16 protein-coding genes are annotated in these 23261 nt (G+C 73.0%); 6 read left to right on the top strand and 10 right to left on the bottom strand.

Annotated features, from left to right (window positions below; translation table 11 throughout):
- Positions 1 to 17 precede the first annotated feature (17 nt).
- From WME98_RS38870 to WME98_RS38855, 4 genes are all read right to left on the bottom strand, one after another.
- Entirely contained in the window at positions 18 to 1052 is a 1035-nt protein-coding gene (locus WME98_RS38870) for a rod shape-determining protein (RefSeq protein ID WP_020734872.1), read from the bottom strand.
- Between the two features lie 119 nt (positions 1053 to 1171).
- Positions 1172 to 1333 carry a 50S ribosomal protein L33 gene (gene rpmG, locus WME98_RS38865; RefSeq protein ID WP_012235039.1) on the bottom strand — a complete coding sequence of 54 codons (162 nt, stop codon included), beginning with the start codon at positions 1331 to 1333 and terminating at the stop codon, positions 1172 to 1174.
- Between the two features lie 193 nt (positions 1334 to 1526).
- Positions 1527 to 2453 (bottom strand): RNA recognition motif domain-containing protein, encoded by a 927-nt coding sequence (locus WME98_RS38860; RefSeq protein WP_437946775.1) that lies wholly within the window; start codon positions 2451 to 2453, stop codon positions 1527 to 1529.
- Between the two features lie 531 nt (positions 2454 to 2984).
- A complete protein-coding gene (locus tag WME98_RS38855) occupies positions 2985 to 3956 on the bottom strand; it encodes a prolipoprotein diacylglyceryl transferase (RefSeq protein WP_437946774.1) in 972 nt (323 codons plus the stop codon).
- Between the two features lie 315 nt (positions 3957 to 4271).
- Here WME98_RS38855 and WME98_RS38850 point away from each other — a divergent pair, with 315 nt between their 5' ends.
- From WME98_RS38850 to carB, 5 genes are all read left to right on the top strand, one after another.
- Entirely contained in the window at positions 4272 to 4820 is a 549-nt protein-coding gene (locus WME98_RS38850) for a MogA/MoaB family molybdenum cofactor biosynthesis protein (RefSeq protein WP_437337618.1), read from the top strand.
- Positions 4817 to 6034: a molybdopterin molybdotransferase MoeA gene (locus WME98_RS38845; RefSeq protein ID WP_437946773.1), complete on the top strand. Its 1218-nt coding sequence runs from the start codon at positions 4817 to 4819 to the stop codon at positions 6032 to 6034. Before WME98_RS38850 ends, WME98_RS38845 begins: the two co-directional genes overlap by 4 nt.
- A gap of 218 nt (positions 6035 to 6252) precedes the next feature.
- Positions 6253 to 7971: a carbamoyltransferase family protein gene (locus tag WME98_RS38840; RefSeq protein ID WP_437946772.1), complete on the top strand. Its 1719-nt coding sequence runs from the start codon at positions 6253 to 6255 to the stop codon at positions 7969 to 7971.
- A 354-nt stretch (positions 7972 to 8325) separates the two neighbouring features.
- Positions 8326 to 9492 (top strand): glutamine-hydrolyzing carbamoyl-phosphate synthase small subunit, encoded by a 1167-nt coding sequence (gene carA / locus WME98_RS38835; protein WP_437946771.1) that lies wholly within the window; start codon positions 8326 to 8328, stop codon positions 9490 to 9492.
- Positions 9493 to 9495: 3 nt separating this feature from the next.
- Complete coding sequence (carB, locus tag WME98_RS38830; RefSeq protein ID WP_437946770.1) at positions 9496 to 12768, top strand: carbamoyl-phosphate synthase (glutamine-hydrolyzing) large subunit; 3273 nt, start codon at positions 9496 to 9498, stop codon at positions 12766 to 12768.
- Between the two features lie 144 nt (positions 12769 to 12912).
- Here carB and WME98_RS38825 read toward each other — a convergent pair whose 3' ends face one another.
- From WME98_RS38825 to WME98_RS38805, 5 genes are all read right to left on the bottom strand, one after another.
- The gene (locus WME98_RS38825; protein ID WP_437946769.1) at positions 12913 to 14043 is read right to left on the bottom strand and encodes a collagen-like protein; all 1131 of its coding nucleotides are present in this window, start codon (positions 14041 to 14043) and stop codon (positions 12913 to 12915) included.
- Positions 14040 to 14324: a hypothetical protein gene (locus WME98_RS38820; protein ID WP_437946768.1), complete on the bottom strand. Its 285-nt coding sequence runs from the start codon at positions 14322 to 14324 to the stop codon at positions 14040 to 14042. Before WME98_RS38820 ends, WME98_RS38825 begins: the two co-directional genes overlap by 4 nt.
- Before the next feature lie 591 nt (positions 14325 to 14915).
- Positions 14916 to 15533, bottom strand: a complete 618-nt coding sequence (locus WME98_RS38815; RefSeq protein WP_437946767.1) for an HMA2 domain-containing protein — start codon at positions 15531 to 15533, stop codon at positions 14916 to 14918.
- On the bottom strand, positions 15530 to 15814 hold the full coding sequence (locus WME98_RS38810) for a hypothetical protein (protein WP_061624846.1): 285 nt from the start codon (positions 15812 to 15814) through the stop codon (positions 15530 to 15532). The genes WME98_RS38815 and WME98_RS38810 overlap by 4 nt, the downstream gene beginning before the upstream one ends.
- Complete coding sequence (locus tag WME98_RS38805; protein WP_437946766.1) at positions 15811 to 19005, bottom strand: cation-translocating P-type ATPase; 3195 nt, start codon at positions 19003 to 19005, stop codon at positions 15811 to 15813. Before WME98_RS38805 ends, WME98_RS38810 begins: the two co-directional genes overlap by 4 nt.
- A 264-nt stretch (positions 19006 to 19269) precedes the next feature.
- On the opposite strand from WME98_RS38805, the gene WME98_RS38800 reads away from it, so the two are divergent.
- A complete protein-coding gene (locus tag WME98_RS38800; protein WP_437946765.1) occupies positions 19270 to 20034 on the top strand; it encodes a glucose 1-dehydrogenase in 765 nt (254 codons plus the stop codon).
- 33 nt (positions 20035 to 20067) lie between these two features.
- Here the strand turns inward: WME98_RS38800 and WME98_RS38795 are convergent, their stop codons facing one another.
- Positions 20068 to 23163: a hybrid sensor histidine kinase/response regulator gene (locus WME98_RS38795; RefSeq protein ID WP_437946764.1), complete on the bottom strand. Its 3096-nt coding sequence runs from the start codon at positions 23161 to 23163 to the stop codon at positions 20068 to 20070.
- Between the last annotated feature and the right edge of the window lie 98 nt (positions 23164 to 23261).

The raw sequence follows: 23261 nt of genomic DNA, 5'->3' as shown, positions 1-23261 counted from the left end.
GGGCGTGAGACCAACCTTCAGCTGATCGTGACCTCTTTCAAGAGCTCGAGGTGATCCAGCGCCTTGCCGCTGCCGAGCACCACGGCGCTGATCGGGTCGTCGCACACCATCACGGGCAGCCCCGTCTCCTCCCGGAGGAGCACGTCGAGGTTCTTGAGGAGCGAGCCGCCGCCGGTGAGCACGATGCCCTTGTCGACGATGTCGGCCGCGAGCTCCGGCGGCGTGCGCTCCAGCGCGATGAGCACGGCGTCCACGATGGCGTTCGTCGGCTCGCTCAGCGAGTCGCGGATCTCGTCGGAGTTGACGACGACCGTCTTGGGGATGCCCGCGACCATGTCGCGCCCCTTGACCTCCATCGTCAGCTGCTGCTCGAGCGGGTACGCGTTGCCGATCGTGATCTTGATGCGCTCCGCGGTCTGCTCGCCGATGGCCATGTTGTACTTGCGCTTCATGTAGGCCATGATCGACTCGTCCATCTTGTCGCCGCCGACGCGCACGCTCTGCGAGTAGACGATGCCGGCGAGGGAGATGACGGCGACCTCGGTCGTGCCGCCGCCGATGTCGACGACCATGTTGCCGCTCGGCTCGGTGATCGGAAGCCCGGCGCCGATCGCCGCCGCCATCGGCTCCTCGATCAGGAAGACCTCGCGCGCGCCGGCGCCCTCGGCGCTCTCCTTCACCGCGCGCTTCTCGACCTCCGTGATGCCGAACGGGACGCAGATGATGATGCGCGGCTTGACCAGCGTGCGGCGGTTGTGAGCGCGCGCGATGAAATACCGGAGCATCGCCTCGGTGATCTCGAAGTCGGCGATGACGCCGTCGCGCAGCGGCCTCACCGCCTGGATGTTGCCGGGGGTACGCCCGAGCATCTCCTTCGCCTCGCGGCCGACGGCGAGCACCTTCTTGCCGCCGCGAGCATCGCGCTGGACGGCGACCACCGAGGGCTCGCAGGACACGATCCCCTTGCCCTTCACGTAGATGAGGGTGGTGGCGGTGCCGAGGTCGATCGCGAGATCGTTCGAGAACAGGCCGTAGAGCCAGTCGAAGATCATCGCTTCGCTCTAACAATGAACAAGGTTAAGCCGAGCACCGCGAGGGCGCAGAGCCTGACCCGAGGCCCGCGTGCGCGGGCCCCGGCGGCAACGGCCAGCTGCGCAGCGTGCAGCCTGGCCTAGCCCTTCGAGATCTTGCCTTCTTTGTGCTCGGTGTGCTTGCGCTCGGTCGGGCAGAACTTCTTGATGACGAACTTGTCCGTCATCGTCCGCTTGTTCTTCGTCGTGTGGTAGTTCGCGCGGCCGCAGTTGCCGCACGTCAGCTTGATGATGTCGCGCATCGGAGGTCTCCGAAGACAGGGCCGACCTGTGTCACAGGCGGCCCTGGTTGAACCTAGGCACGGGCAGCACGGGAGCGCTGACACCGCAACCAGCAGGGCACCAGGGGTGCGTGAGCGGGGTCAGCGACACCCGACCGCCCGTCTGGAGGGCGCCTACCCTACGGGAAACGGTGCAGTTGTCAACCGGGAGAGCTCATTCGTCGTCCCAGTCGTCCCCACCGCGGCCGCGATCCCAGTTCTTGTTGTTGGCGCGACGGCCGCCGCCGCCGCCACCACCACCGCCACCGCCGCCGGGAGGGCCGTCGCCGTCGTGACCGCCGCGCCGCCGGCGATCGTCGAACGTCTTGCGCGCAGGCGGCGGAGGCCCGCCGCCAAAGCCGCCACCGCCACCGCCACCGCCACCGCCGCCGCCGGCGAAGCCGCCACCGCCGCCGAAGCCGCCGCCGCCGCCGCCGAAGCCGCCGCCGCCGCCGAAGCCGCCGGGGCGCTCCTCGCGCGCGGGCCGCTCGCCCTTCGGGTGAGCGAGGTTGACGACGAGCCGCCGGCCGCGGACGTCCACGCCGCGCAGCGCATCGATCGCAGCGCGCGCCGCCTCGGCGCTGGCCATCGTCACGAAGCCGAACCCGCGCTTGCGACCGTCGGGATCCATGGGCAGGTGGACCCGCACCACCGGCCCCGCGCCCGTCGAGCCGATCAGCCCCTCGACCTCCTCGACGCTCGCGTCATAGGGGAGATTGCCGACGTAGAGGGTCCGATCGGGCGCCGCGGCCGGGCCGCCGCCCATGCCGCCTGGACCACCGCCTGGGCCACCACCGGGACCGCCGCCGGGGCCGCCCATCGGGCGCCCCTCGCGGCGCGGCGGCTCGGCCTGGAAGGGGCGGACCGAGATGGACTTGCCGCCCTGAAAGGACCCGTCGAGCGACTCGCGCGCGGCGTTGGCTTCGCCGGTCGTCGAGAGCGTGACGAAGCCGAACCCGCGCGGACGACCTGTCGCGCGATCTTTCGGAAGACTGACCTCGACGACGTTGCCGCCGGTGGCCTCGAAGAGCTGCCGCAAAACGTCTTCGGTGATGGAGTCGGGCAAGCCCGCCACGAACAACTTACGCGAATCTTCAGCCATTGTAGAAAAACCTGGGGTTGGCCCCTGCGTTCCCTCTTTTTTGGTCCACTCGCTCCGTGATCGATGTCGATGATGCGGAGCCTTTCGCGAGCGCGCCTCGATCGACCCCCCCTTTCGGCGGAAGGGGCAACCGAGCTCAATCGAGCGAAGGTCGGCGGGCCGACCCTCTGGTGCAAACTCCACCCCACGATATCTAGCGCCCCAGGCGCGTCAAGGGACCCGCCACGGGCGAGCGAGCCAAAAGAAGCCCGTACGGAGCCGTCCTGACCCCCCGGCGCGAAAGGCGCAGCGCCGGCGGACCTGGAAGGCGGCGCCGCCCGCGCTGTGTCCGAGGCAGGCGGCGCCGGCGCAGGCAGGCGGCGCCGGACCGCCGTAGGGAAGCGCAGCGCCCGGGAGCCGCCGAGTCCGGCGCCGGCCGGATCGCGAGGGCGTCGCGCGGCGCGGATCTGTCCGACACGACCCCAAGGCGGTGCGCAAGCCCGCGGAAATCCCGGGGATCCACGCGGGCGCCGCGCCGGCCCGCCCGGAGGATTACCGGCCCGCCCGAGCGCGGGAGGGGCGGGGCTCCTCGGCTTCATCGCCCTCGTCGTCGTCGTCTTCGTCGTCGGACGCGTCGTCGTCCGCGACGCGCGGGGCGCCGTCGAGCGGGCCAACCCCGGCGTTCGACGGCTCGCCGCGCGCCGCCATGCGCAGGAAATAAAGGCCCAGCGCGAGCAGACCGAAGCAGGCCCACTGCGCGGGGGTGAGGCCGCCGTAGCGCGGATCGCCGCCGACGAGCGTCCCCTCCCGCTCGCGCAGGAAGTCGAGGCCGAACCGCACCGGCGCATACGCGGTGCACATGACCCCGGTATAGAACCCGAGCGGGCGATGAGGGTTCCGGCGCCAGAGCACCGCGAACGCGATCGCGAGCGGGATCGCGAGCACGCACTCGTAGAGGCCGAGATCGAACCGGCCGACGACGCCGGTCCCGAGCGGGTACTTGACCGCGAACCACGCGTCGGAGAGGCGGCCCGGATGATCGTGGACCGACGCACAGCCGGCGCGCCCGAAGACCCACGCGAGCGGAAACGCGCTGTTGACCACCTCGCAGTAGGGCAGGATCCTCTCGCGGCGGTAAAAGCGCCACGAGGCGGCGCCGATCAGCGCGCCGGTGAAGCCGCCGAAGCTCGACAGGCCGTCCCAGAGCGCGAAGAGGTAGAGCGGGTCACGGGCGACGCGCTGCGGGTGGTAGAAGATCGCGTCGAAGACGTGCCCGCCGATGAAGCCGGCCGCCACGACCCAGAAGATGAACTCGCTCATCTTCTTCTCGTCCAGCTTCCGCTCGCGCGCGTGCCGCGTGGCGACCACGGCGCCGATGTAGACGCCGAGCGCCACCAGCGTGCCGAAGGGCTTGATCGAGGGCGGCTTCGCCGGATCGATCAGCTGGCCCACGAGCGGGATGTGCTCCAGGAACGAGAGCGGGATCTCGGGGAGCTCGATGTAAGGGATCAGAGGGCCGGACACGCCGCTCCCCTAGCGCAGCGGCGATGCGAAAGCCATCCAACGTCAACGACATCACGATGGCGCCGGGCGACGTCGCGCGCGCCGCGGCCTTCAGGGCCGATGCCCGATGGGACGGCGGCCGGCGGCGCGCCCTCCGCCGGACGCGGGCGGACACGAGGCGCGACGAGGGCGGACACGAGGCGCGGCGCGGGCGGACACGAGGCCCGAGCGCCGCCCGAGCCCGGGCGGTCGCCGCGTTCGCGGGGAGCCCCGCGACGATCGCGCCGGCGTCACCAAGAGGTCGCCATTCGCCGGCGAGAGGCGTAGATCTGCCGCATGAGCCGCTCCCCCGTGCGCGTCGCCACGCTGACGCTCAGTGACACCCGCACCCTCGAGGACGACGAGGGCGGACATCTCCTCGGCGAGCTCCTCAAGAACGCCGGCTTCACCGTGACGTCACACGCCGTCGTGCGCGAGGAGCCCGAGCTCCTGCGCGCGGCGATCGAGCAGATCGCGGGCGCGGGCTCCGCCGACGCGATCGTCACGACGGGCGGGACCGGGATCGCGCCGCGCGACAGGACCGTCGAGGCGCTCGCGCCGCTCTTCGAGAAGACGCTCGACGGCTTCGGCGAGGCGTTCCGGCGGCTGAGCTGGGACGCCATCGGGCCGAACGCGATCCTCTCGCGCGCCGCCGCGGGCGTCGTGCGCGGGCTCGTGGTGATCGCGCTGCCCGGCAGCCCGAAGGCGGTGGAGCTCGCCGTCACGCGGCTCATCGGCCCCGTGCTCGCGCACGCGGTCGCGCTCGCGTCCGGCAAGGGCGGCCATCACCACCGGCACGCGCAGCCGGCGAAGGACGGCGCGCGCGACGAGGAGCAGCGCGGATGATCCCCTTCGAAGAAGCGCTCGCGCGGCTGCTCTCGGCCGCGGTCCCGGTCGGCCCGGAGCGGGTGTCGCTCGACGACGCGGCCGGGCGCGTGCTCTCCGAGGACATCGCGGCGGCCGACGCGATGCCCGCCTTCGATTACAGCTCGATGGACGGCTACGCGGTCGCCTCGGCCGAGCTCGCGGGCAGCGGGCCCTGGACGCTCCCCGTGCGCGGCGAGAGCGCGGCCGGCCGCCCGCTGCCGACGCTCACGCCGGGCACCGCGTGCCGGATCTTCACCGGCGCGCGGCTGCCGCCCGGCTCCGACGCGATCGTGCCGCAGGAGGACGCGGCGCGGAGCGGCGACGAGATCACCCTGCGAGAGGCGCCGCGCGCCGGCGCCTGGGTGCGGCGCCGGGGCGCGGATCTCGCGGCGGGCGCCGTCGCGCTGCGGAGGGGCGCGCGCCTCACGCCGGGGAAGGTGGCGCTCGCGGCGGCGCTCGATCGCCCGAGCGTCCTCGTCGCGCGCCGCCCCGTGGTCACGGTGCTGTGCTCCGGCGACGAGCTGCGCGGGCCCGGCTCGCCCGGCCCCGCCGGCACCGTCGCGGAGTCGAACAGCTACTTCATCGCCGCGACCGCGCGCGCCGCGGGCGCCGCGGTCCGCATCGCGCCGTTCGTCCCCGACGACGCAGCCCGCGCCGCCGAGGCCGTATCCACGGCGCTGCGCGGCTCGGATCTCGTGGTGACCGTCGGGGGCGTGAGCGTCGGCGACCACGACGTGGTCCGCCCCGCCCTCGAGGCCGCGGGCGTGACGCTCGACTTCTGGCGCGTCGCCATCAAGCCGGGCAAGCCGCTCGCCGTGGGGCGCGCCGAGCTCTCGCGCGGCGGCGCCGTGCACGTGATCGGGCTGCCGGGCAACCCGGCCTCCGCCTCGCTCACGTTCGTCCTCTTCGGCGTGCCGCTCCTGCGCGCGCTCCAGGGAGACGCCGCGCCGCTGCCGCCGCGCGTGATCGTCCGCGCGGCCGGCGCGCTGCGGCGCCAGACCGGGCGCGCCGAGTTCCTCCGCGCGCGCCTCGAGATCTCGAGCGGCGAGCTCGTCGCGCGCATCGCCTCGAACCAGGCCTCGGGCGCGGTCACGAGCTTCGCCGAGGCCGAGGCGCTCGTCCTCGTGGCGGCCGATCGGGAGCGCATCGACGAGGGCGATCGCCTCGAGGCCATCCGCCTCGCCGAGATCTGACCGCGCGCCCTCCTGCGAACGCGCCTTCGCATGGCGCGCGGCGGCCGTCTTTGCCCCGCGCGCCCGCGCGCCGGGCGCGCCTTGAACCCAGCGCGCCCGCGCGCCGGGCGCGCCTTGAACCCAGCGCGCCCGCGCGCCGGGCGCGCCTTGACCCCAGCGCGCCCGCGCGCCGGGCGCGCCTTGACCCTCGCGCGGGGGCGCCGGAAGATGGCCGAAACATGCTCATCCTCGGGATCAACGCCTATCACGGCGACGCGTCGGCCGCGCTGCTCGTCGACGGACAGCTCGTCGCCGCGGCGGAGGAGGAGCGGTTCAGCAGGATCAAGCACTGCGCCGGCTTCCCGCGGCTGGCGGTCGAGTACTGCCTCGGCGCCGCCGGCGCGCGCGTCGAGGACATCGATCACATCGCGATCGGGCGCGACACGCGGGCGCACCTCGGCGACAAGCTCCTCTACGCGCTGACCCGGCGCTCGCCGGCGGGGCTCCTCAAGGGCGCGCTCGGCGCGAGCGCCCCGAAGGTGCACCTCGGCGCCGCGCTCGGCGTCGACCCGAAGCGCATCCGCGCCGAGTCGCACAACGTCGAGCACCACCGCGCGCACCTCGCCTCCGCGTTCTTCCCCTCGGGCTTCGACGAGGCGGCGGTCGTCTCGATCGACGGCTTCGGCGACTTCGTGAGCACGATGTGGGCGCGCGGCCGCGGCAACAAGCTGGAGATCCTCCGGCGCGTCGCGTTCCCCCACTCGCTCGGGCTGTTCTACTCGGCCATGACGCAGTACCTCGGCTTCCCCAAGTTCGGCGACGAGTACAAGGTCATGGGGCTGTCGGCCTACGGCCAGCCGGAGCTGCTCGACAAGCTCCGCCAGGTGGTGCGCGTCAAGGACGGGGCGTTCGAGCTCGGGCTCGAGTACTTCCAGCACCACACGAAGGGCATCTCCATGACGTGGGAGGGCGAGCCCCGCTACGGCACCATCCACGCCGAGCGCCTCGTCGAGCTGCTCGGCCCCGCGCGCAGCCCGAAGAGCGGGATGGAGGACCGCTTCAAGGCGGTCGCCGCCTCGACGCAGGCGGCGTTCGAGGAGGTCTACTTCGAGCTGCTCGCGACCGCGAAGCACCTCACCGGCTCGCCGCGCCTCGCCCTCGCGGGCGGCTGCGCGTACAACAGCGTGGCCGCAGGGAAGATCCGGCCGAAGGGGCTGTTCGAGGACGTCTTCGTCCAGCCCGCGGCCGGCGACGCGGGCACGGCGCTCGGGGCGGCGCTCTACGTCCACCACCACAAGCTCGGCAACCCGCGCGCCTTCCACCAGACCCACAGCTACTTCGGCCCCGCGTTCTCGCAGGAGGCGATCGACGAGCTGCTCCGGAAGGAGCAGGTCGCGTTCGAGACGCTCCCCGACGAGGACCTGATCCCGCGCGTCGCCAGGGCGATCAGCGAGGGCAAGGTGGTCGGCTGGTTCCAGGGCCGGATGGAGTACGGCCCCCGCGCGCTCGGCAACCGCAGCATCCTCTGCGACCCGCGGCGGCCGGACGTGAAGGACCTCATGAACGAGCGGATCAAGCGCCGCGAGATGTTCCGCCCGTTCGCGCCGGCGCTCCCGCTCGAGCGCGTCGGCGACTACTTCGAGCAGACCTCGCCGGACCCGTTCATGGTCATGGTCTACAAGGTCAAGCCGGAGCGCCGCGACGAGATCCCCGCCGTGACCCACGTCGACGGCACGGGCCGCCCCCAGACGGTCACCGCCAAGGACAACCCGCGCTACCACGCGCTCCTCCTCGAGTTCGGCCGGCTGACCGGCACCCCGGTCCTCCTGAACACCTCGTTCAACGCGAGCGAGCCGATCGTTTGCACCCCCAAGGAGGCGCTCGACTGCTTCCTCCGGACGAAGATGGACGCGCTCGTCCTCGAGCAGGCCTACGTCGAGCGCGCGCAGACCCCCTAGCCGGAGCTGCACAGCCCGGCGGCCCGTCAAAAGCACGCGGGAAGCGGCCGGGAAATCTCAGGCGAAAGTTCCTGGTTGACGTGGAGCGAGGGGACGGCAAATGGGCGTCCCCGGCATGTGGAAGAACGGGACGGCGGGCGCGATGCCCACCTCGACGGAATGCCGGAGCAGGCGGCTCCAGCGACCGGAGGTGCTTGGAAGCCCAGCCTCGATCATGATGCCGGCCCGCCGCGCAACGCGCGCGCGGACCGGGTACCCCACGGGCCTACGGCGCAGCACGCGCTCGCGGCCCCTCCTGCGTAAGGGTCCGCGCCGCGGCGGCCCAGGCGGTCAAAGAGGATGGATGCGAATCGGATGAAGCTCGTACTCGAAGACGGCACGACCATGACGGGCCGGTGCTTCGGCGCCCCGCGCGCGGTGAGCGGCGAGGTCGTCTTCAACACCGGCATGACGGGGTACGTCGAGACGCTCACGGATCCCTCGTACAAAGGGCAGATCCTGACGATCACGTACCCGCTCGTGGGCAGCTACGGCGTGCCCGCGCCGCGGCAGGCAGGCAGCGTCGACGGGCCCTACGAGGCCGACCGCATCCAGGTGCAGGGGCTCGTCGTCCAGAACTACATCGAGCGCTACAGCCACCACGCCGCGGTCCGCTCGCTCGGCGCCTGGCTCGCGAGCGAGGGCATCCCGGCGATCACCGGGATCGACACGCGCACGCTGACGCGGCGGCTCCGGGAGGTCGGCACCATGAAGGGCTGGCTGTTCCCGGCCGAGATGGACCTGGATCGGGTGAAGCGCTCGGCCGAGGCCGTGGACATGCGCGAGGAAGTGTTCCGCCTCGTGTCGCCCCGCGAGCCGATCACGTACGAGGGCGGCCCCCTGAAGGTGCTCCTCATCGACGCGGGCGCGAAGGACAACATCGTCCGCTCGCTCCTCCGGCGCGGGGTCACCGTCGTCCGCGCGCCCTTCCACGCGCCCATCGCCGAGCTCGCCGAGGCCGCCGACGGCGTCCTCATCGGCAACGGCCCCGGCGACCCGAAGGACCTCGGCCAGCTGGTCGCCGCGGTGCGCGGCCTGCTCGGGACGTACACGAAGCCGATCTTCGGCATCTGTCTCGGCAACCAGATCCTCGCGCTCGCCGCCGGCGGCGACACCTACAAGCTGCCGTACGGCCACCGCGGCGTGAACCAGCCGGTGCAGGACCTCCTGAGCCGCCGCTGCTACGTCACGAGCCAGAACCACGGCTACGCGGTGAAGCACGAGTCGCTCCCCGCCGAGTGGGAGCCCTGGTTCGTCAACATCAACGACGGCACGAACGAGGGCATCCGCTCGCGGCTGCGCCCGTTCTTCAGCGTCCAGTTCCACCCCGAGGCGACGCCCGGGCCCGAGGACGCCGGCTATCTCTTCGACGACTTCCTGCGCCTCTGCGGCGCGATGAAGGGGTCCGCCGATTCGCGACTCAAATCCGCAGGGACCGCTGGCGCGGATCCCCGCCCCACCTCCACCGCAGGAAGGAGCTGAGCCATGTACGGCGCCTATCTCCCCAAGAAACCCCGGCGCGTGCTCGTGCTCGGCTCCGGCGCGCTCCAGATCGGTCAGGCCGGCGAGTTCGACTACTCGGGGTCGCAGGCGATCAAGGCCCTCAAGGAAGAGGGGATCGCCACCGTCCTCGTGAACCCCAACATCGCCACCATCCAGACGAGCGAGGGGCTCGCCGACCGCATCCACCTCTGCGCGGTCACCCCGGAGTTCGTCGAGCGGATCATCGTCAAGGAGGAGGTCGACGCGATCGCCCTCTCCTTCGGCGGGCAGACCGCGCTCAACTGTGGGCTCGAGCTCCACGACGCCGGGATCCTCGACAAGTACGGCGTGCGGGTGCTCGGCACGCCGATCAAGGCCATCCGTGACACCGAGGATCGGCGGCTCTTCATCGACCGCCTCGACGAGATCGGCGTGAAGACGGCCCGGAGCCGCGCCTGCCGCACGGCGGCCGAGGCCATGGCCGCGGCGCGCGAGATCGGGTTCCCCGTGATGCTCCGCGGCGGCTACGCGCTCGGCGGCAAGGGCAGCGGCATCGTCGAGAGCGAGCGCGACCTCGACGACGCCGTGCGGCGCGGCTTCGCCGGCGGCGTGCCCCAGGTGCTCGTCGAGGAGTGCCTCCGCGGCTGGAAGGAGATCGAGTACGAGGTCGTCCGCGACGGCCGCGACAACTGCATCACCGTCTGCAACATGGAGAACCTCGATCCGATGGGGATCCATACCGGGGAGTCGATCGTCGTCGCCCCGTCGCAGACGCTGAACGACGAGGAGTACCAGCTCCTCCGCTCGGTCGCGCTGAAGACGATCCGCCACCTCGGCATCGTGGGCGAGTGCAACATCCAGTACGCGCTCGACCCGAACAAGGTCGATTACCGGGTCATCGAGGTGAACGCGCGCCTCTCCCGGTCGAGCGCGCTCGCCAGCAAGGCGACGGGCTACCCGCTCGCGTACGTCGCGGCGAAGATCGCCGTCGGCTACACGATGCCCGAGATCGCCAACGCGATCACCCGCAGGACGACCGCGTTCTTCGAGCCGGCGCTCGACTACCTCGTCTGCAAGGTCCCGCGCTGGGACCTCGGCAAGTTCCGCGGCGCCTCGATGCGGATCGGCAGCGAGATGAAGAGCGTCGGCGAGGTCATGGCCATCGGCAGGACGTTCCCCGAGGTCATCCAGAAGGCGCTCCGGATGCTCGACATCGGGGTGAAGGGGCTCGACCCCGACGCGTTCACCTTCCAGGACCTGCCCGACGCGCTGAAGAACGCGACGCCGCTCCGGATCTTCGCCGTCGCCCGCGCGCTGCAGGAGGGGATGTCGGTCGACGCGATCCACGATCTCACCAAGATCGACCGGTGGTTCCTGCACCAGATCGAGCCGATCGTGCGGATGCACCGGGACCTCAAGACGCTCCGGGTGCCCGTCCCGGCGCAGGCCGACAAGCCCGCGGCGGCGCAGGAGCCCGCGCTCGACGAGGCGACGCTCCGGGAGGCCAAGCAGCTCGGCTTCAGCGACCGGATGATCGGCACGCTGACGGGCGCGCCGCGGGGCTCGCTCCGGGAGCTCAGGAAGCGGCACGGGATCGTGCCGCACCTCGCGCAGATCGATACGCTCGCGGCCGAGTTCCCCGCCGAGACGAACTACCTCTATTCGAGCTACCACGCGTCGGCCACGGACGTCGCGCCGTCCTGGCGGAAGAAGATCATGGTGCTCGGGTCCGGCGCCTACCGCATCGGATCGAGCGTCGAGTTCGACTGGTGCTGCGTCAACGCGATCCGCGCGGCCTCGGAGCTCGGCTACGAGACCATGATGCTGAACTACAACCCGGAGACGGTCAGCACCGACTACGACACGTGCGACAAGCTGGTCTTCGACGAGATCAGCCTCGAGACGGTGCTCGACATCTACGAGCGGGAGCAGCCGTACGGCATCGTCGTCAGCATGGGCGGGCAGGTCCCGAACAACCTGGCGCTCCGGCTGCACCAGGCCGGGGCGCGCATCCTCGGCACGAGCCCGGGGAGCATCGACACGGCCGAGGACCGGAAGAAGTTCAGCGATCTGCTCGACCGGCTGGAGATCGATCAGCCGCGCTGGGCGCACGTCGTCGACGCGGCCCAGGCGGGCGAGATCGTGAACAAGCTCGGCGGCTTCCCGGTCCTCGTGCGCCCGAGCTACGTGCTGAGCGGCGCGGCCATGAGCGTGGCGCACGAGCCCAACGAGCTCGATCGCATCCTCGCCCGGGCCAAGGCGGTGTCCCCGGCCTACCCCGTGGTCGTCTCGAAGTTCGAGACCCACGCCCGCGAGGTGGAGATCGACGCGGTCGCCGACCGGGGGGAGATCGTCCTCTGGGCGATCAGCGAGCACGTCGAGAACGCCGGCGTCCACAGCGGCGACGCGACGCTCGTCTTGCCCCCGCAGTCGCTCTACATCGCGACGATCCGCAGGATCAAGCAGATCGCCCAGCAGGTGGCGCGGTCGCTCTCGATCACCGGGCCGTTCAACATGCAGTTCCTGGCCAAGCACAACACGGTGAAGGTCATCGAGTGCAACCTGCGCGCGTCGCGGAGCTTCCCGTTCGTGTCCAAGGTGACGGGGAACAACTTCGTCCGGGAGGCGATGCGCCGGATGCTCGGCGTGTCGCAGCCGGTCGAGAACCGCGGGCTCGATCTCGATTACGTCGGCGTGAAGGCGCCGATGTTCTCGTTCTCGCGCCTCGTGGGGGCCGATCCGATGCTCGGCGTGGAGATGGCGAGCACCGGCGAGGTCGGCTGCTTCGGGGACGACGTGCATGAAGCGCTGCTGCACGCGCTGCTCGCGACCGGGTTCCGGTTCCCGAAGAAGGGCGTCCTCCTGTCGCTCGGGCCGCTCGAGGACAAGTACTGGTTCGCGGACGAGGCGCGCATCATCGCCGAGCACCTGAAGCTGCCCATCTACGCGACCCCGGGCACGGCGGAGGCGCTCCGGGCGCTCGGGCTCGAGTGCACGAGCCTCGCGAAGCAGCCGGACGAGGGAGAGACGGCGATGAGCGCGATCGAGCAGGGGAAGGTGGATCTCGTGATCAACATCCCCCGCGAGTACGACCAGCTCGGGCGTCCGGACGGGTACCTGATCCGGCGGCGGGCGGTCGACGCGAACATCCCGCTCATCACCGATCTCCAGCTCGCGCGGGCGGTCATCGAGGCGATGCGCGCGAAGCGGATCGAGGACCTGCGGACGCTCGCCTACGACGAGTACATCGCGCGGAGCCCGGTGGCGCTGCGCTGACGTGCAAGCCCGCGCGCCCTCGAAGGGGGGCGCGCGGGCGCCCCGCCGAGCTCGCCCGAGCCATCGCTCCTTCCAGAGCTACGCGAGCCAGCTGCGTTGAGCGAGCTCATCGCTCGTGCGGATGCGAGCGCGAGGCGCTCGCCCTCAGTCGTTCGTGACGATGAACCAGCCGTTCACCAGGCTGCCGGCGGTCGTCGAGCTCGCTCCAAGGATCGCGCTGCCCCCCTCATTGCGGAGGCACATGCCGACATTCCAGTTGCCCTCTGTCAACGAGGTCGTGCCAGAGACAGCGTAGGTGGCGCGCGTCGGCGTGAAATAGTGGCTCGCATAGGCGTTTCCGAAGAAGTTGACGAGATCGCCCCCGACGCCCGCCTCATCGACCGGCTGGTAACAGAGGCCGACCATGGCGAGGAGCGGAGCGCTGGACGGGCCTAGACCAAGGGCCGCAGAGGCCGATCCCGTCACGCGCTTTGTCCCGGTGATGCTCACCGACCCCGGAGGACCGACGAAGACGTATTCGGGGCTGTAGCCAGGAAACGTGGGGGCAATGTTGCCCGCAATCGCGATCGTCGCGAGCACCCCTGACGGACCGACCGGCCCCTGGAGACCCTCGGGCCCCGGTGGCCCAGGAGGACCCTGGGGCCCCTCAGGACCCCTCTCGCCAGGCAGACCCTGAGGCCCCTGAGGCCCCTCGGGCCCAGGAGCACCCGGAGGGCCCTCAGGACCCACCTCGCCAGGCAACCCCTGAGGCCCCTCGGGCCCAGGAGGACCCTGCGGCCCCGCGACCCCGGTCGGGTTACCGACCCAGTTGCCGTTCTCGTCGATGACGACCTTGTCGCCGATCTTCACCAGCTTCGGCGTGATCTCACCAACTGCGTTGTTCGCGACCATCGCATACGGAACGCTCCCGATCGCCGCGCGAGGCTCCATCTCCGGATCGTTCGCGACCGTGATTCCAAGGTAACGGACCGAGCCGTTGAAGACCTTCGCGGCCTGCTCCTCCGTGAAGTCGAGCGCCGTGGAGAAGTATCCGTCGTCGAACGAGATCGAGATCGTCTCGCTCCAGAGCGGCGCCTCGCCCTCCTCGGGCGCCTCGGCGACGTACACCGCGAACGTCACCTGGAGCGCGTCGTTGACCGGCTCTCCGTTGGCCGTGAAGAGCCGACCTTGGTGGGTGATCTGCGTCGGCACAGCGGCAGACGCGCCGCGCACGAGGCCGACCGAGGCGGCGAGGAGGACACAAATCGCGAGGACACGCCGTCCCATCCCGTTCATGGCAAGCTCCCATTCGCCCCGACGAGCCCGCCCTGCATGCGGTAGCTCGGCGAGGTCGTCTTTCCCTGATTCTGCGTCGGCTGACCGAGCGTGAAGACCATGCGGTAGCTCGGGCTGCTCACGACCTCGCCCGCGCTGACCACATCGCTCGCAGCGACGCCCCGGTCCGCAACCTCAGCCTTGCCCCCCTCACCGCCCCCGCCATTCGACGCCACCGAAGGGCCAGCCCCCGCGCCGCCAGCACCCCCGGCCCCACCGCCGCCCGACCCAGGCCCGGTCACCGTCAGCTCTTCACTGCCGCAGCTGCAGCCAGGAAACACGGCAAGTGATGCAACAAACAGGCCAAGCCAGGTAGAAAATCGCGGTCGCGCCATCAACGTGTTCCCCTCTGCTTCTGGGGCTTACGATCTGGGACAATAGGGTACGCGCGCCGCTACCAAGGTTCAATCGAATCCCGAACCGTTGTGAAGCGTCGCCGCTTTATGTCGCGGTCGACGGGAAGCACCGAGCACGACAGCGCGCCGGCACGCTCACGCCGCAAAAAGGTGTCCGCGCAGGTGCGTTACGAGAAACATCCGCTCTCCGGTGGAATGCTCTCGCTGCCTCTCTCTGCGCTTGCTCCTGCGCGCGGCGTGGAGCCGGTCCAGCCATGAGCGCCAGAGCCGCCTATCGGTGTTCATCGGCGCGTCCGCCGCCCTGTTGCTGAGCACGCCGATCGCCGTCGCGCTCGCCGAGGCGATGAACGCGCGCATCGACCCGCGCTGGACTCGACGGCTCGCCGTCGCCCTGCGCATTGTCATGGACGGCATCCACCTGCTCGGCGCGAGCCGCACGGCCGCGCGATGGCCCGCGCCACGCGGCGATCCCCCGCCCTACAGCGCGCGACCGGGCGGGCCCGCGCCGCCGTTCCCGTCGGCCGCGTCGGCCGGCGGCGACGGCGCCCCGCCGGCGGCGGCGCGCAGCTCCTCCGCGACCGCCGCGGGGTTGAACGTCACGAACCAGCGGAGCGACCACCAGAGCAGGTTGAACCAGGCCGGCACAGGCAACCGGCGCGTCACGCCGACCTCGGCGATCCCGGCCGCCGCGAAGAAGACCGGCAAGAGCGTGCCGAGATCCGCGCGGTAATCCATCGCCTCGCGCACGTCCGCGTTGATCCCGGCGACGGCGTGCGCGACGGCGCGCGCGACGCGCGTCGGGCCAGGGTGGCCCTCGGGCCGCGGGGCGGCGATCAGGCGGCCGTCGTCGTCGCGCGCCTCGCCGACCAGCTCGGCGAGCCGGGCGCGCAGCCGCTCCGCGTCGAGGCCGCCCTCGAGGCGCTCGACGATCACCGAGCCCGTGACCGGTCGGACCGTCACGACCTCGCAGCCTGGATCGGCCGCGAGCTGCTCCGCGACCCGCTCGCACGCGCGACGATGGCCGGTCAGCGCCGGGGCGCGCAGGCGGACGCGCCGCTCCAGCACGTGGGCGACGAGCACCGGCGGCAGCCTCATGACGACGGCTCCCCGTGGAGCTCGGAGGCGCCGTTGCTCCGGCGCGCCGCGCGCGCGCCCCGCTCCGCGCCCCCGGCCGTGCGCCGCGCGCGCTCCGCGATCTCGGCCCAGAGATCCTCGACGTGCTCCCGCTGGCGCTCGACTAGGGCGAGGCCCAGCCGGCCCAGGTGGAGCCCGAGCGCCGCGATCTCGACGACCACCGGCCGGAGGTGCTGCTTCTTGCCCATCAGGAGGACGGCGCTGCCGACCCCGAGGGCGAACGACGGTGGATGAAACCTCATGATGCCGTATCCCCCTTTCGCGAACCGGCGGCGCGCGCGCCGCGCGCGCCGTCGTCGATGCGCTCGACGTCGAGGAGGTCGACGGAGTCGACCGGGCGGACGATCGAGATCTCGCGGCCGGCGCCCGCGGCGCGCGCCGGAGACCCGCGGACCAGCGAGGGCAGCGCGCCCGCGATCAGCGCGAGCGCGAGCTCGCCGGCGGCGAGGCGCGGCGCCCCGAGCAGGCGGCCGAGAGAGCGCGAGCCGAGCGCGAGCGCCTGGAGCGCGGAGGTCGCGGCGAGCGCGCGCGCGACGTGCGGGTTGTCCCGGCGCGCGAGCGGGCCCGGAGCGCCCTCCGGGGCGCCGGCGCGGCAGGCGAGGATGTGGAGCAGCTGCGCGGTCACGAGCGCGGTGAACGCCCTCGACCCCGCGGTCGCGCGGCCGCCGATCGCGTACGCCGCGAGCGAGGCCCCGGACATCGTGGCCGCGTCGAGCCCCAGCGCGCGGAGGTCGCGGCCGCCGAGCAGCGGCGCGGCCGGATCGCGCGGGGGGCGCCGCATGACGCCGGGCTCGGCCGGCTCCAGCGCGAGCGCGAGCGCGGGCGCGATGTCGGTGAGCAGGTTGATCCAGAGGAGCTGAAGCGGCGTGAGCGGCGAGGCGCCGACCAGGGCGCCGGCCAGCATCGCGAGCACCTCGCTCGCGTTCGTGGCGACGAAGTACGCGATCGCGCGGCGGACGTTGTCATGCAGCCGGCGGCCCTCGCGGACCGCCTCGGCGAGGCTCGGCAGGTCGTCCTCGGCGAGGACCACGTCGGCCACCGCCCGCGCGATGTCCGTGCCGCGCTTGCCCATGGCCACGCCGACGTCCGCGGCCTTGAGCGCGGGGCCGTCGTTCACGCCGTCGCCCGTCATGGCGACGATCGCGCCGCGCTGCTGGAGCGCCCGCACGATGTCGAGCTTGGCCTCGGGCGTGACCCGGCTGTGCACGGCGTCGGCGGGGATGCCGAGCTCGGCGCCGATCGCGCGCGCGGTCCGCTCCTGATCGCCCGTGAGCATCAGGGTGCGGATGCCCGCGCCGGAGAGGGTCGCGAGCGCCTCCCGCGCGCCCTCGCGCGCCGGATCGCGGAGCCCGACGAGGCCGGCGAGCTCGAGCGGGGCGTCGTCGTCCGGCCGGCCGTCCCGCCGCCACGCGAGGGCGAGCACGCGCAGGCCGCGCGAGGCCATCGCGTCGTTCTGCCGGAGCACCTCGTCGCGGCCCGCGCCGCGCGGGGCGTCGCAGCGCGCGACCACCTGCTCGGGCGCGCCCTTCACGAGCTCGATGTGCCCGAGCTCCGGGTGATCGTGGACCGTCACCATGAACGAGCGCTCGGCCGAGCGGCGCTCCTCGCTCACGCGCCGCGCCGCGAGGCGCCGCGCCGACACGGGGTAGCCGGCCGCGAGCGCGAACTCGACGAGCGCGCGCTCCGTGCCGCTGCCCTGGACGACCTTGCCGACGTCGCTCAGCTCGACGTCGGCGTTGAGCGCGGCGATGCGCGCGAGCGCGTGCACGCGCGGGGCGCTCACGGCGACCTCGCGCCCGTCCTCGCCGACGAGCGCGATCTCGCGCGGCGGCCCGGCGCCGTCGCGATCGCCGCCGCGCTCGCCGCACGCGGCGCGGGCGACCCGCAGGACGCCCTCGCCGGGGAGGAAGATCTCCGCGACCCGCATGCGGTTCTCGGTGAGCGTGCCGGTCTTGTCGGCGCAGACGACGCTCACCGCGCCGAGCGTCTCGGCCGCGGCGAGGCGCCGGATGACGATGCCGCGGCCGCGCAGGCGGCGGCTCGCCAGCGCGAGCGCGGTGGTGCCCACGGCGGGGAACCCCTCGGGGATGGCGGCGACGCCGAGGGCGACGGCGCTCCGCGCGAGCTCGCGGAGCGGCCGCCGCCGCGCGAGGCCGACGGTCACCACCGCCGACGAGCTCGCGAGCGCGAAGGCCGCGAGGCGCCGGCCGATCCAGGCGAGCTCCCGCTCGATCGGCGGGGTGCGCTCGCCCTCGCGGGAGAGCGCGCGCTGGATGTCCCCGAGCGCGGTCCGGCCGCCCGTCGCGACGACCACCGCCGCGCCCTCGCCCGAGGCGACCGTGGTGCCCGCGTACACCATGCCGCGGCGCTCGGCGAGCGGCGCGCCGGCGTCGACCTTCGCGGCGCCCTTCTCGACGGGCTCGCTCTCGCCGGTCAGCGTGCTCTCGTCGACGGCGAGGTCGCGCGCCGCGACGACGCGCGCGTCCGCGACGACCGGCTCGCCCGCGCGGAGCGCGAGCACGTCGCCCGGCACGATCTCCGACGCGGCGAGCCGCTGCTCGCGCCCGTCGCGCACGGCGCGCGCCCACCCGACCCGGAGAGCGCCCCAGGCGTGCAGGAGCTCCTCGGCGCGCGACTCGGTGTACGTGCCGATCGCCGCGTTCGCGCCGACGACGAGGAGGACGGCGCCCGCGTCGACCGTATCGCCGAGCGCGAGCGACAGGCCCGCCGCGCCGAGGAGCAGCGCGGTGGGCACGGTGAAGAGCTGCTCGGCGAGGATCTCGAGCGACGAGCGGGTCGCGACGCCCGCGAGCTCGTTGGGGCCGACCTCGCGGAGGCGGCGCAGCGCCTCGGCGGCGCCGAGCCCCACGGCCGGGTCGACGCCGAGCGCGCGGGCGACCTCGCGCGCGTCCTCCGCGTGGGCCCGGTCGACGGCGGCGGCGCCCTCGCCCCGCGCGGCCGGCGCGCGCTCGCCCCGCGCGGCCCACGCCGCCCCGACGCCGCGCTCGCGCTCGGCCGCGCCCTCGCGGCGCAGGCGGCGGCGCGCGCCGCGGACGAGCGCGCCCACGCCCTCGGCCAGGGCCAGCGCGGCGCGCCGCGCGGACGGCGGCGGCGGGGCGCCGGGGACGGCGTGGGCGGCGAGCACGACGGCGGCCAGGTGGGCCGCGTCCTCCCGCACGCGCACGAGCACCCGCCCGGTCCTCGCGCTCGCCCGCGCGGACGCGACGCCGGGGACCGCGGCGAGGTCGCGCTCGATGCGCGCGGCGCGCGCACCGTCGCCGAACAGGCCGGCCACCTCCGCGCGCAGCCGCGCGATCCCGGCGCGCCCGTGCAGATCGCGCCCAGGCGAGCGGCGGAGCCGCCGCGCGCTGCCGCCGCCGCGGCTCCTCCCCGCGCCGGCGAGACCGATCCAGCCCGTCCCCGAACGCCCCATGATCCTCCGCGCTGGGCTCTGGGCCTCTTCAAAGGTCGAGCCAGCGCCGGTGTGCGGGCGGGCCACATCGCTCGGCCGGGCCGGCGCGGCGGCGCGCGGCTCGCGTGCGGGGCGCGCCGGCCTCCCCCGCGCGCGGCGCGATCCCGCGCTCGAGCCGCGCCGGCGCGCACCCGAGCACGGCGCGGAGCCGGGCGAGGCGCCGCCGAGGTGGTCGGCTTGTTGCGGTCAGGGCGCGAGGTTAGCGTGCGAACTAAGGAGGGCCCCATGACTGCACGCTTGCTTGAGGACAAGATCATCGCCATCACGGGCGCGAGCTCGGGGATCGGACAGGCGTCCGCGTTCGTGTTCGCGGGTCACGGAGCGCGGCTCGTCCTCGCCGACATCGACGAGGATCACGGCGAGGCGACGGCGCGGAGGATCCAGGAGCGCGGCGGCGACGCCGTCTTCGTCCGGGCCGACGTGACGCGGGCGAGCGACGCCGAGGCGATCGTGGCGCGCGCGGTCGAGCGCCACGGCCGCCTCGACGGGGCCTTCAACAACGCGGGCATCGACGGGGCGATCGCGGCCACGGCCGACTGCACCGAGGAGAACTGGGACCGCACCCTCGCCGTGAACCTCAAGGGCCCGTTCCTCTGCATGAAATACGAGCTCGCCCAGATGCTGAAGCAGGGAGGCGGCGCCATCGTGAACAACGCGTCGGTCGCGGGCCTGGCCGGCGTCGGGTCGCTCCCGGCCTACGTGGCCTCGAAGCACGGCCTGGTGGGGCTGACCAAGACCACCGCGCTCGAGTACGCGAAGCGCGGCATCCGCGTGAACTCGGTGTGCCCGGGGCCCATCCGGACACCCATGTACGACAGCGCGATCAAGAACAACCTGGTCGACGAGAAGGCCCTGCTCGCCCTGGAGCCGATGGATCGCCTGGGATCGCCCGACGAGGTGGCCGAGGCGGCCGCGTTCCTCCTCTCCGACCGCGCGACGTACATCAACGGGCACGCGATGGCCGTGGACGGCGGCTGGACCGCCTGGTGATCGATCGTCGAGGCGGCCCGCGCCCGCCTCCGCTCAACCCCGCGCCGCGATCGAGGCGAGGACGGTCTGCAGCGCGCTCGGCTCGATCGGCTTGACGAGGTGCATCGCGAAGCCGGCCTCCTGGGCCCGGCGCCGATCTTCCTCACGGCCGTAGCCGGTCAGCGCGATCATGAGCGAGGGGGAGGTGCCCGGGCTCCCCTTCAGGGCGCGCGCCACGCCGTACCCATCCATCCCGCCGGGGAGGCCGATGTCGCACAGGACGACCTCCGGCAGGAACGCGCGGGCCGCGTCGACGCCCGCGGGCCCGGACAGGGCCACCTCGACCCGGTGGCCCTCCATGGCGAGCAGCGCTTGCAGGGTCTCCGCGGCGTCGGCGTTGTCCTCGATGATCAGGATGCGCAGCGATCGCGCCGCGAGGTCCGAGCCCGGCGCGGCGCTCTCGGCCGACGGCGCGACCTCGCGCGAGAGCGGCAGGCGGAGGACCACCTCCGTCCCGCGGCCGATGCCCGCGCTCTCGGCCGAGACCGCGCCGCCGTGCAGCTCGACGAGCCCCTTGACCAGCGCGAGGCCCAGGCCGAGCCCGCCCCGGCTGCGGTCCAGGCTGCAGTCGGCCTGGCTGAACGGCTCGAACGCGCGCGCCAGCATCGCCGCCTCCATGCCGATGCCCGTGTCGCGGACGCGGATCGCGGCCGAGCTCTCCGGCGCCGCCGACAGGGCGACCGTCACCCGTCCGCCGGCCGGGGTGAACTTGCTCGCGTTGTGCAGCACGTTGCCGATGGCCTGCGACAGGCGGGTCCGGTCGCCGTGGACCCACAGCGGCTCGGCCGGGATCTCCAGCGCGAGCGCGAGGCCGCTCGCCTCCAGCGTGCTGCGGTAGTCCTCGGCGGTCTGCCGGAGCAGCTGCGCGAGGTCGCAGCGCTGCTTGCGCAGCTCGATCCGGCCGCGGGCCACGCGCGAGACGTCGAGGAGATCGTCCACCAGCCGGGCCATGTGCGAGACCTGCCGCTCGAGCACGCCGCACGCCCACGCCGTCGATGGCTGCTGGGGCCCGGACCGCCGCAGGAGCTCGGCGGCGTTGCGCAGGGGCCCGAGCGGGTTGCGCAGCTCGTGGGCGAGCATCGCCAGGAACTCGTTCTTGCGCTGGTCCGCTTCCCTCAGCGTGGCCTCGGCGCACTTCCGATCGTGGATGTCCGTGCAGGTGCCATACCACTTCACGATCTCGCCCGACGGCCCATGCACCGGCACCGCACGGCCAAGGTACCAGCGGTGCTCGCGGGTAGTGAGGACCCAGAAGCGGTATTCGACGTCGAACGGCTCGCCGGACAGGACCGAGCGGCGCCAGCTGTCCGTGCACCTCCGGCGATCGTCCGGGTGCACGAAGGAGACCCAGCTGTCGCCGGTCACCTCGCCCTCGCTCAGGCCGCAGATCTCGTACCACCTGCGGTTGTAGTAATCGACGCTGCCGTCCGGGCGCGCCGTCCAGGCGATCTGCGGCATGGCGTCGGCGAGCGTCCGGAACTTCGCCTCGCTCTTCCGGACCATGTCGTCGACCTGCTTCCTCTCGGTGATGTCGTGGGCGATGCTGATGACGAGCCGCCTGCCCGCCGCGTCCTTGCCCAGCGGCGCCCCGCGGAAGAGCCACGTGCGCTGCTCGCCGCGCGCCGTGGTGACCGCGACCTCGAGCTCGCCCGTGGAGGCGCCGTCCAGCGCGTGCAGGGCCTTGATCCTGGCGCGGACGACGTCCTTCTGGGCCGGGTGCGCCCGGTCGAGCCACGCGTCGATGGTGGGGATCTCCTCGCTGGCGTAGCCGGTGATGTCGGTCCACGCGGGGTTGACGCCGACGACCCGGCCGTCGTCGGCGTGAATCATGATGGGGAACGGGATCGCCATCACGGCGCGACGGAATCGCTCCTCGCTCTCCTGGAGCAGGAGCTCGGCCTGCTTGCGCTCGGTGATGTCGATGACCGAGCCGACGTAGCCGAGGAACTCGCCGTCCGGGCCGAGCCGCGGCGAGCCCGAGGCGATGCACCAGCGGTACTCGCCGTCGCGCCGGAGCAGGCGGTAATCCACCCGGAAGGGCTCGCGCCGCGCCTCGGCCCGCCGGAAGATCTCGAACGTGGCCGGGCGATCCTCGGGGTGGATCGCGTCGAGCCAGCCGAAGCCGAGGTAGGCCGCGTCGTCCTGGCCCGAGAACTCGGTCCACCACCGGTTGCCGTACGTGGCGCGGCCGTCGGAGCCCGTCATCCAGATCATCACGGGCGACTGATCGGCCATGTTGCGGAAGCGCGCCTCGCTCTCCCGGAGGGCCAGCTCCGAGAGCTTCCGGGGAGTGACGTCCCCGACCACGCCCACCATGCGCAGCGGGCGACCGCCGTGATCCCGCTGCACCAGCGCGCGGCTGTGGATCCAGCGCACGCGCCCGTCGGCGCGGCGGAAGCGGAACTCGGCGGAGAAGTCCGCCTCGCCGCGAAACGCGCTCTCGACATGTCCCCAGACCGCGTCCCGGTCGTCGGGGTGCAGGCGCCGCGCGAAATCGTCCAAGGTGCCGCCGAACTCTGCCGCGTCGATGCCCGCGCACTCGAGCGCCTCCTCCGACCAGAAGAGGCGCCCGCTCGGCACGTCCCACTCCCAGATGCCGAGATGGCCGCCCTCGAGGGCCAGCCGCAGTCGCTCCTCGCTCTCGCGCAGGCGCTCCTCGCCGGCCTGGTCCAGGAGGGTCGACCCGGGATGCAGCTCGGCCTCGCTCTGCCCGCGCGGCGCCCCCTCTCCTCGCGCCCGCTCGTCGATGTCGGCCGCCGTGCCGAGCCAGCGGCCCGCCCGGCCGCCCGCATCCTCGAGGACGGGCTCGGCTCGGCCGCGGAACCAGCGGTAGGCGCCGTCATGCCGCCGCACACGGAACTCCAGCTCGAGGGCCGCGCCCCGCTCGACGGCCGCCCGCCACGCCGCGGAGCAGCGCACCGCATCCTCCGGATGGATGACGGCGGCCAGGCCCAGGCGCGTCACCTGGTCCGCGGCCGGGCCGGTGTACTCGCGAAAGCGGCCGTTGACGTAATCGCACGAGCCGTCGCTGCCCGCGACCCAGACCAGCTGTGGGATGCTCTCGGCGAGCAGACGGAAGTGCAGATCCATCCCGCGCGGCTCGGCCCCCCGCGGCTCAGCCCTCCGCGGCTCAGCCCTGCGCCCCTGCTTCGTGGAGATCACACTCATTCGATTCGCGTCGCGCGATT

Source organism: Sorangium sp. So ce296, assembly GCF_051529605.1.
Classification (GTDB): Bacteria; Myxococcota_A; Polyangia; order Polyangiales; family Polyangiaceae; genus Sorangium; species Sorangium cellulosum_D.
The sequence above is the reverse complement of the archived record's forward strand: the minus strand, read 5'-3'. Positions and strand labels throughout refer to the sequence as shown.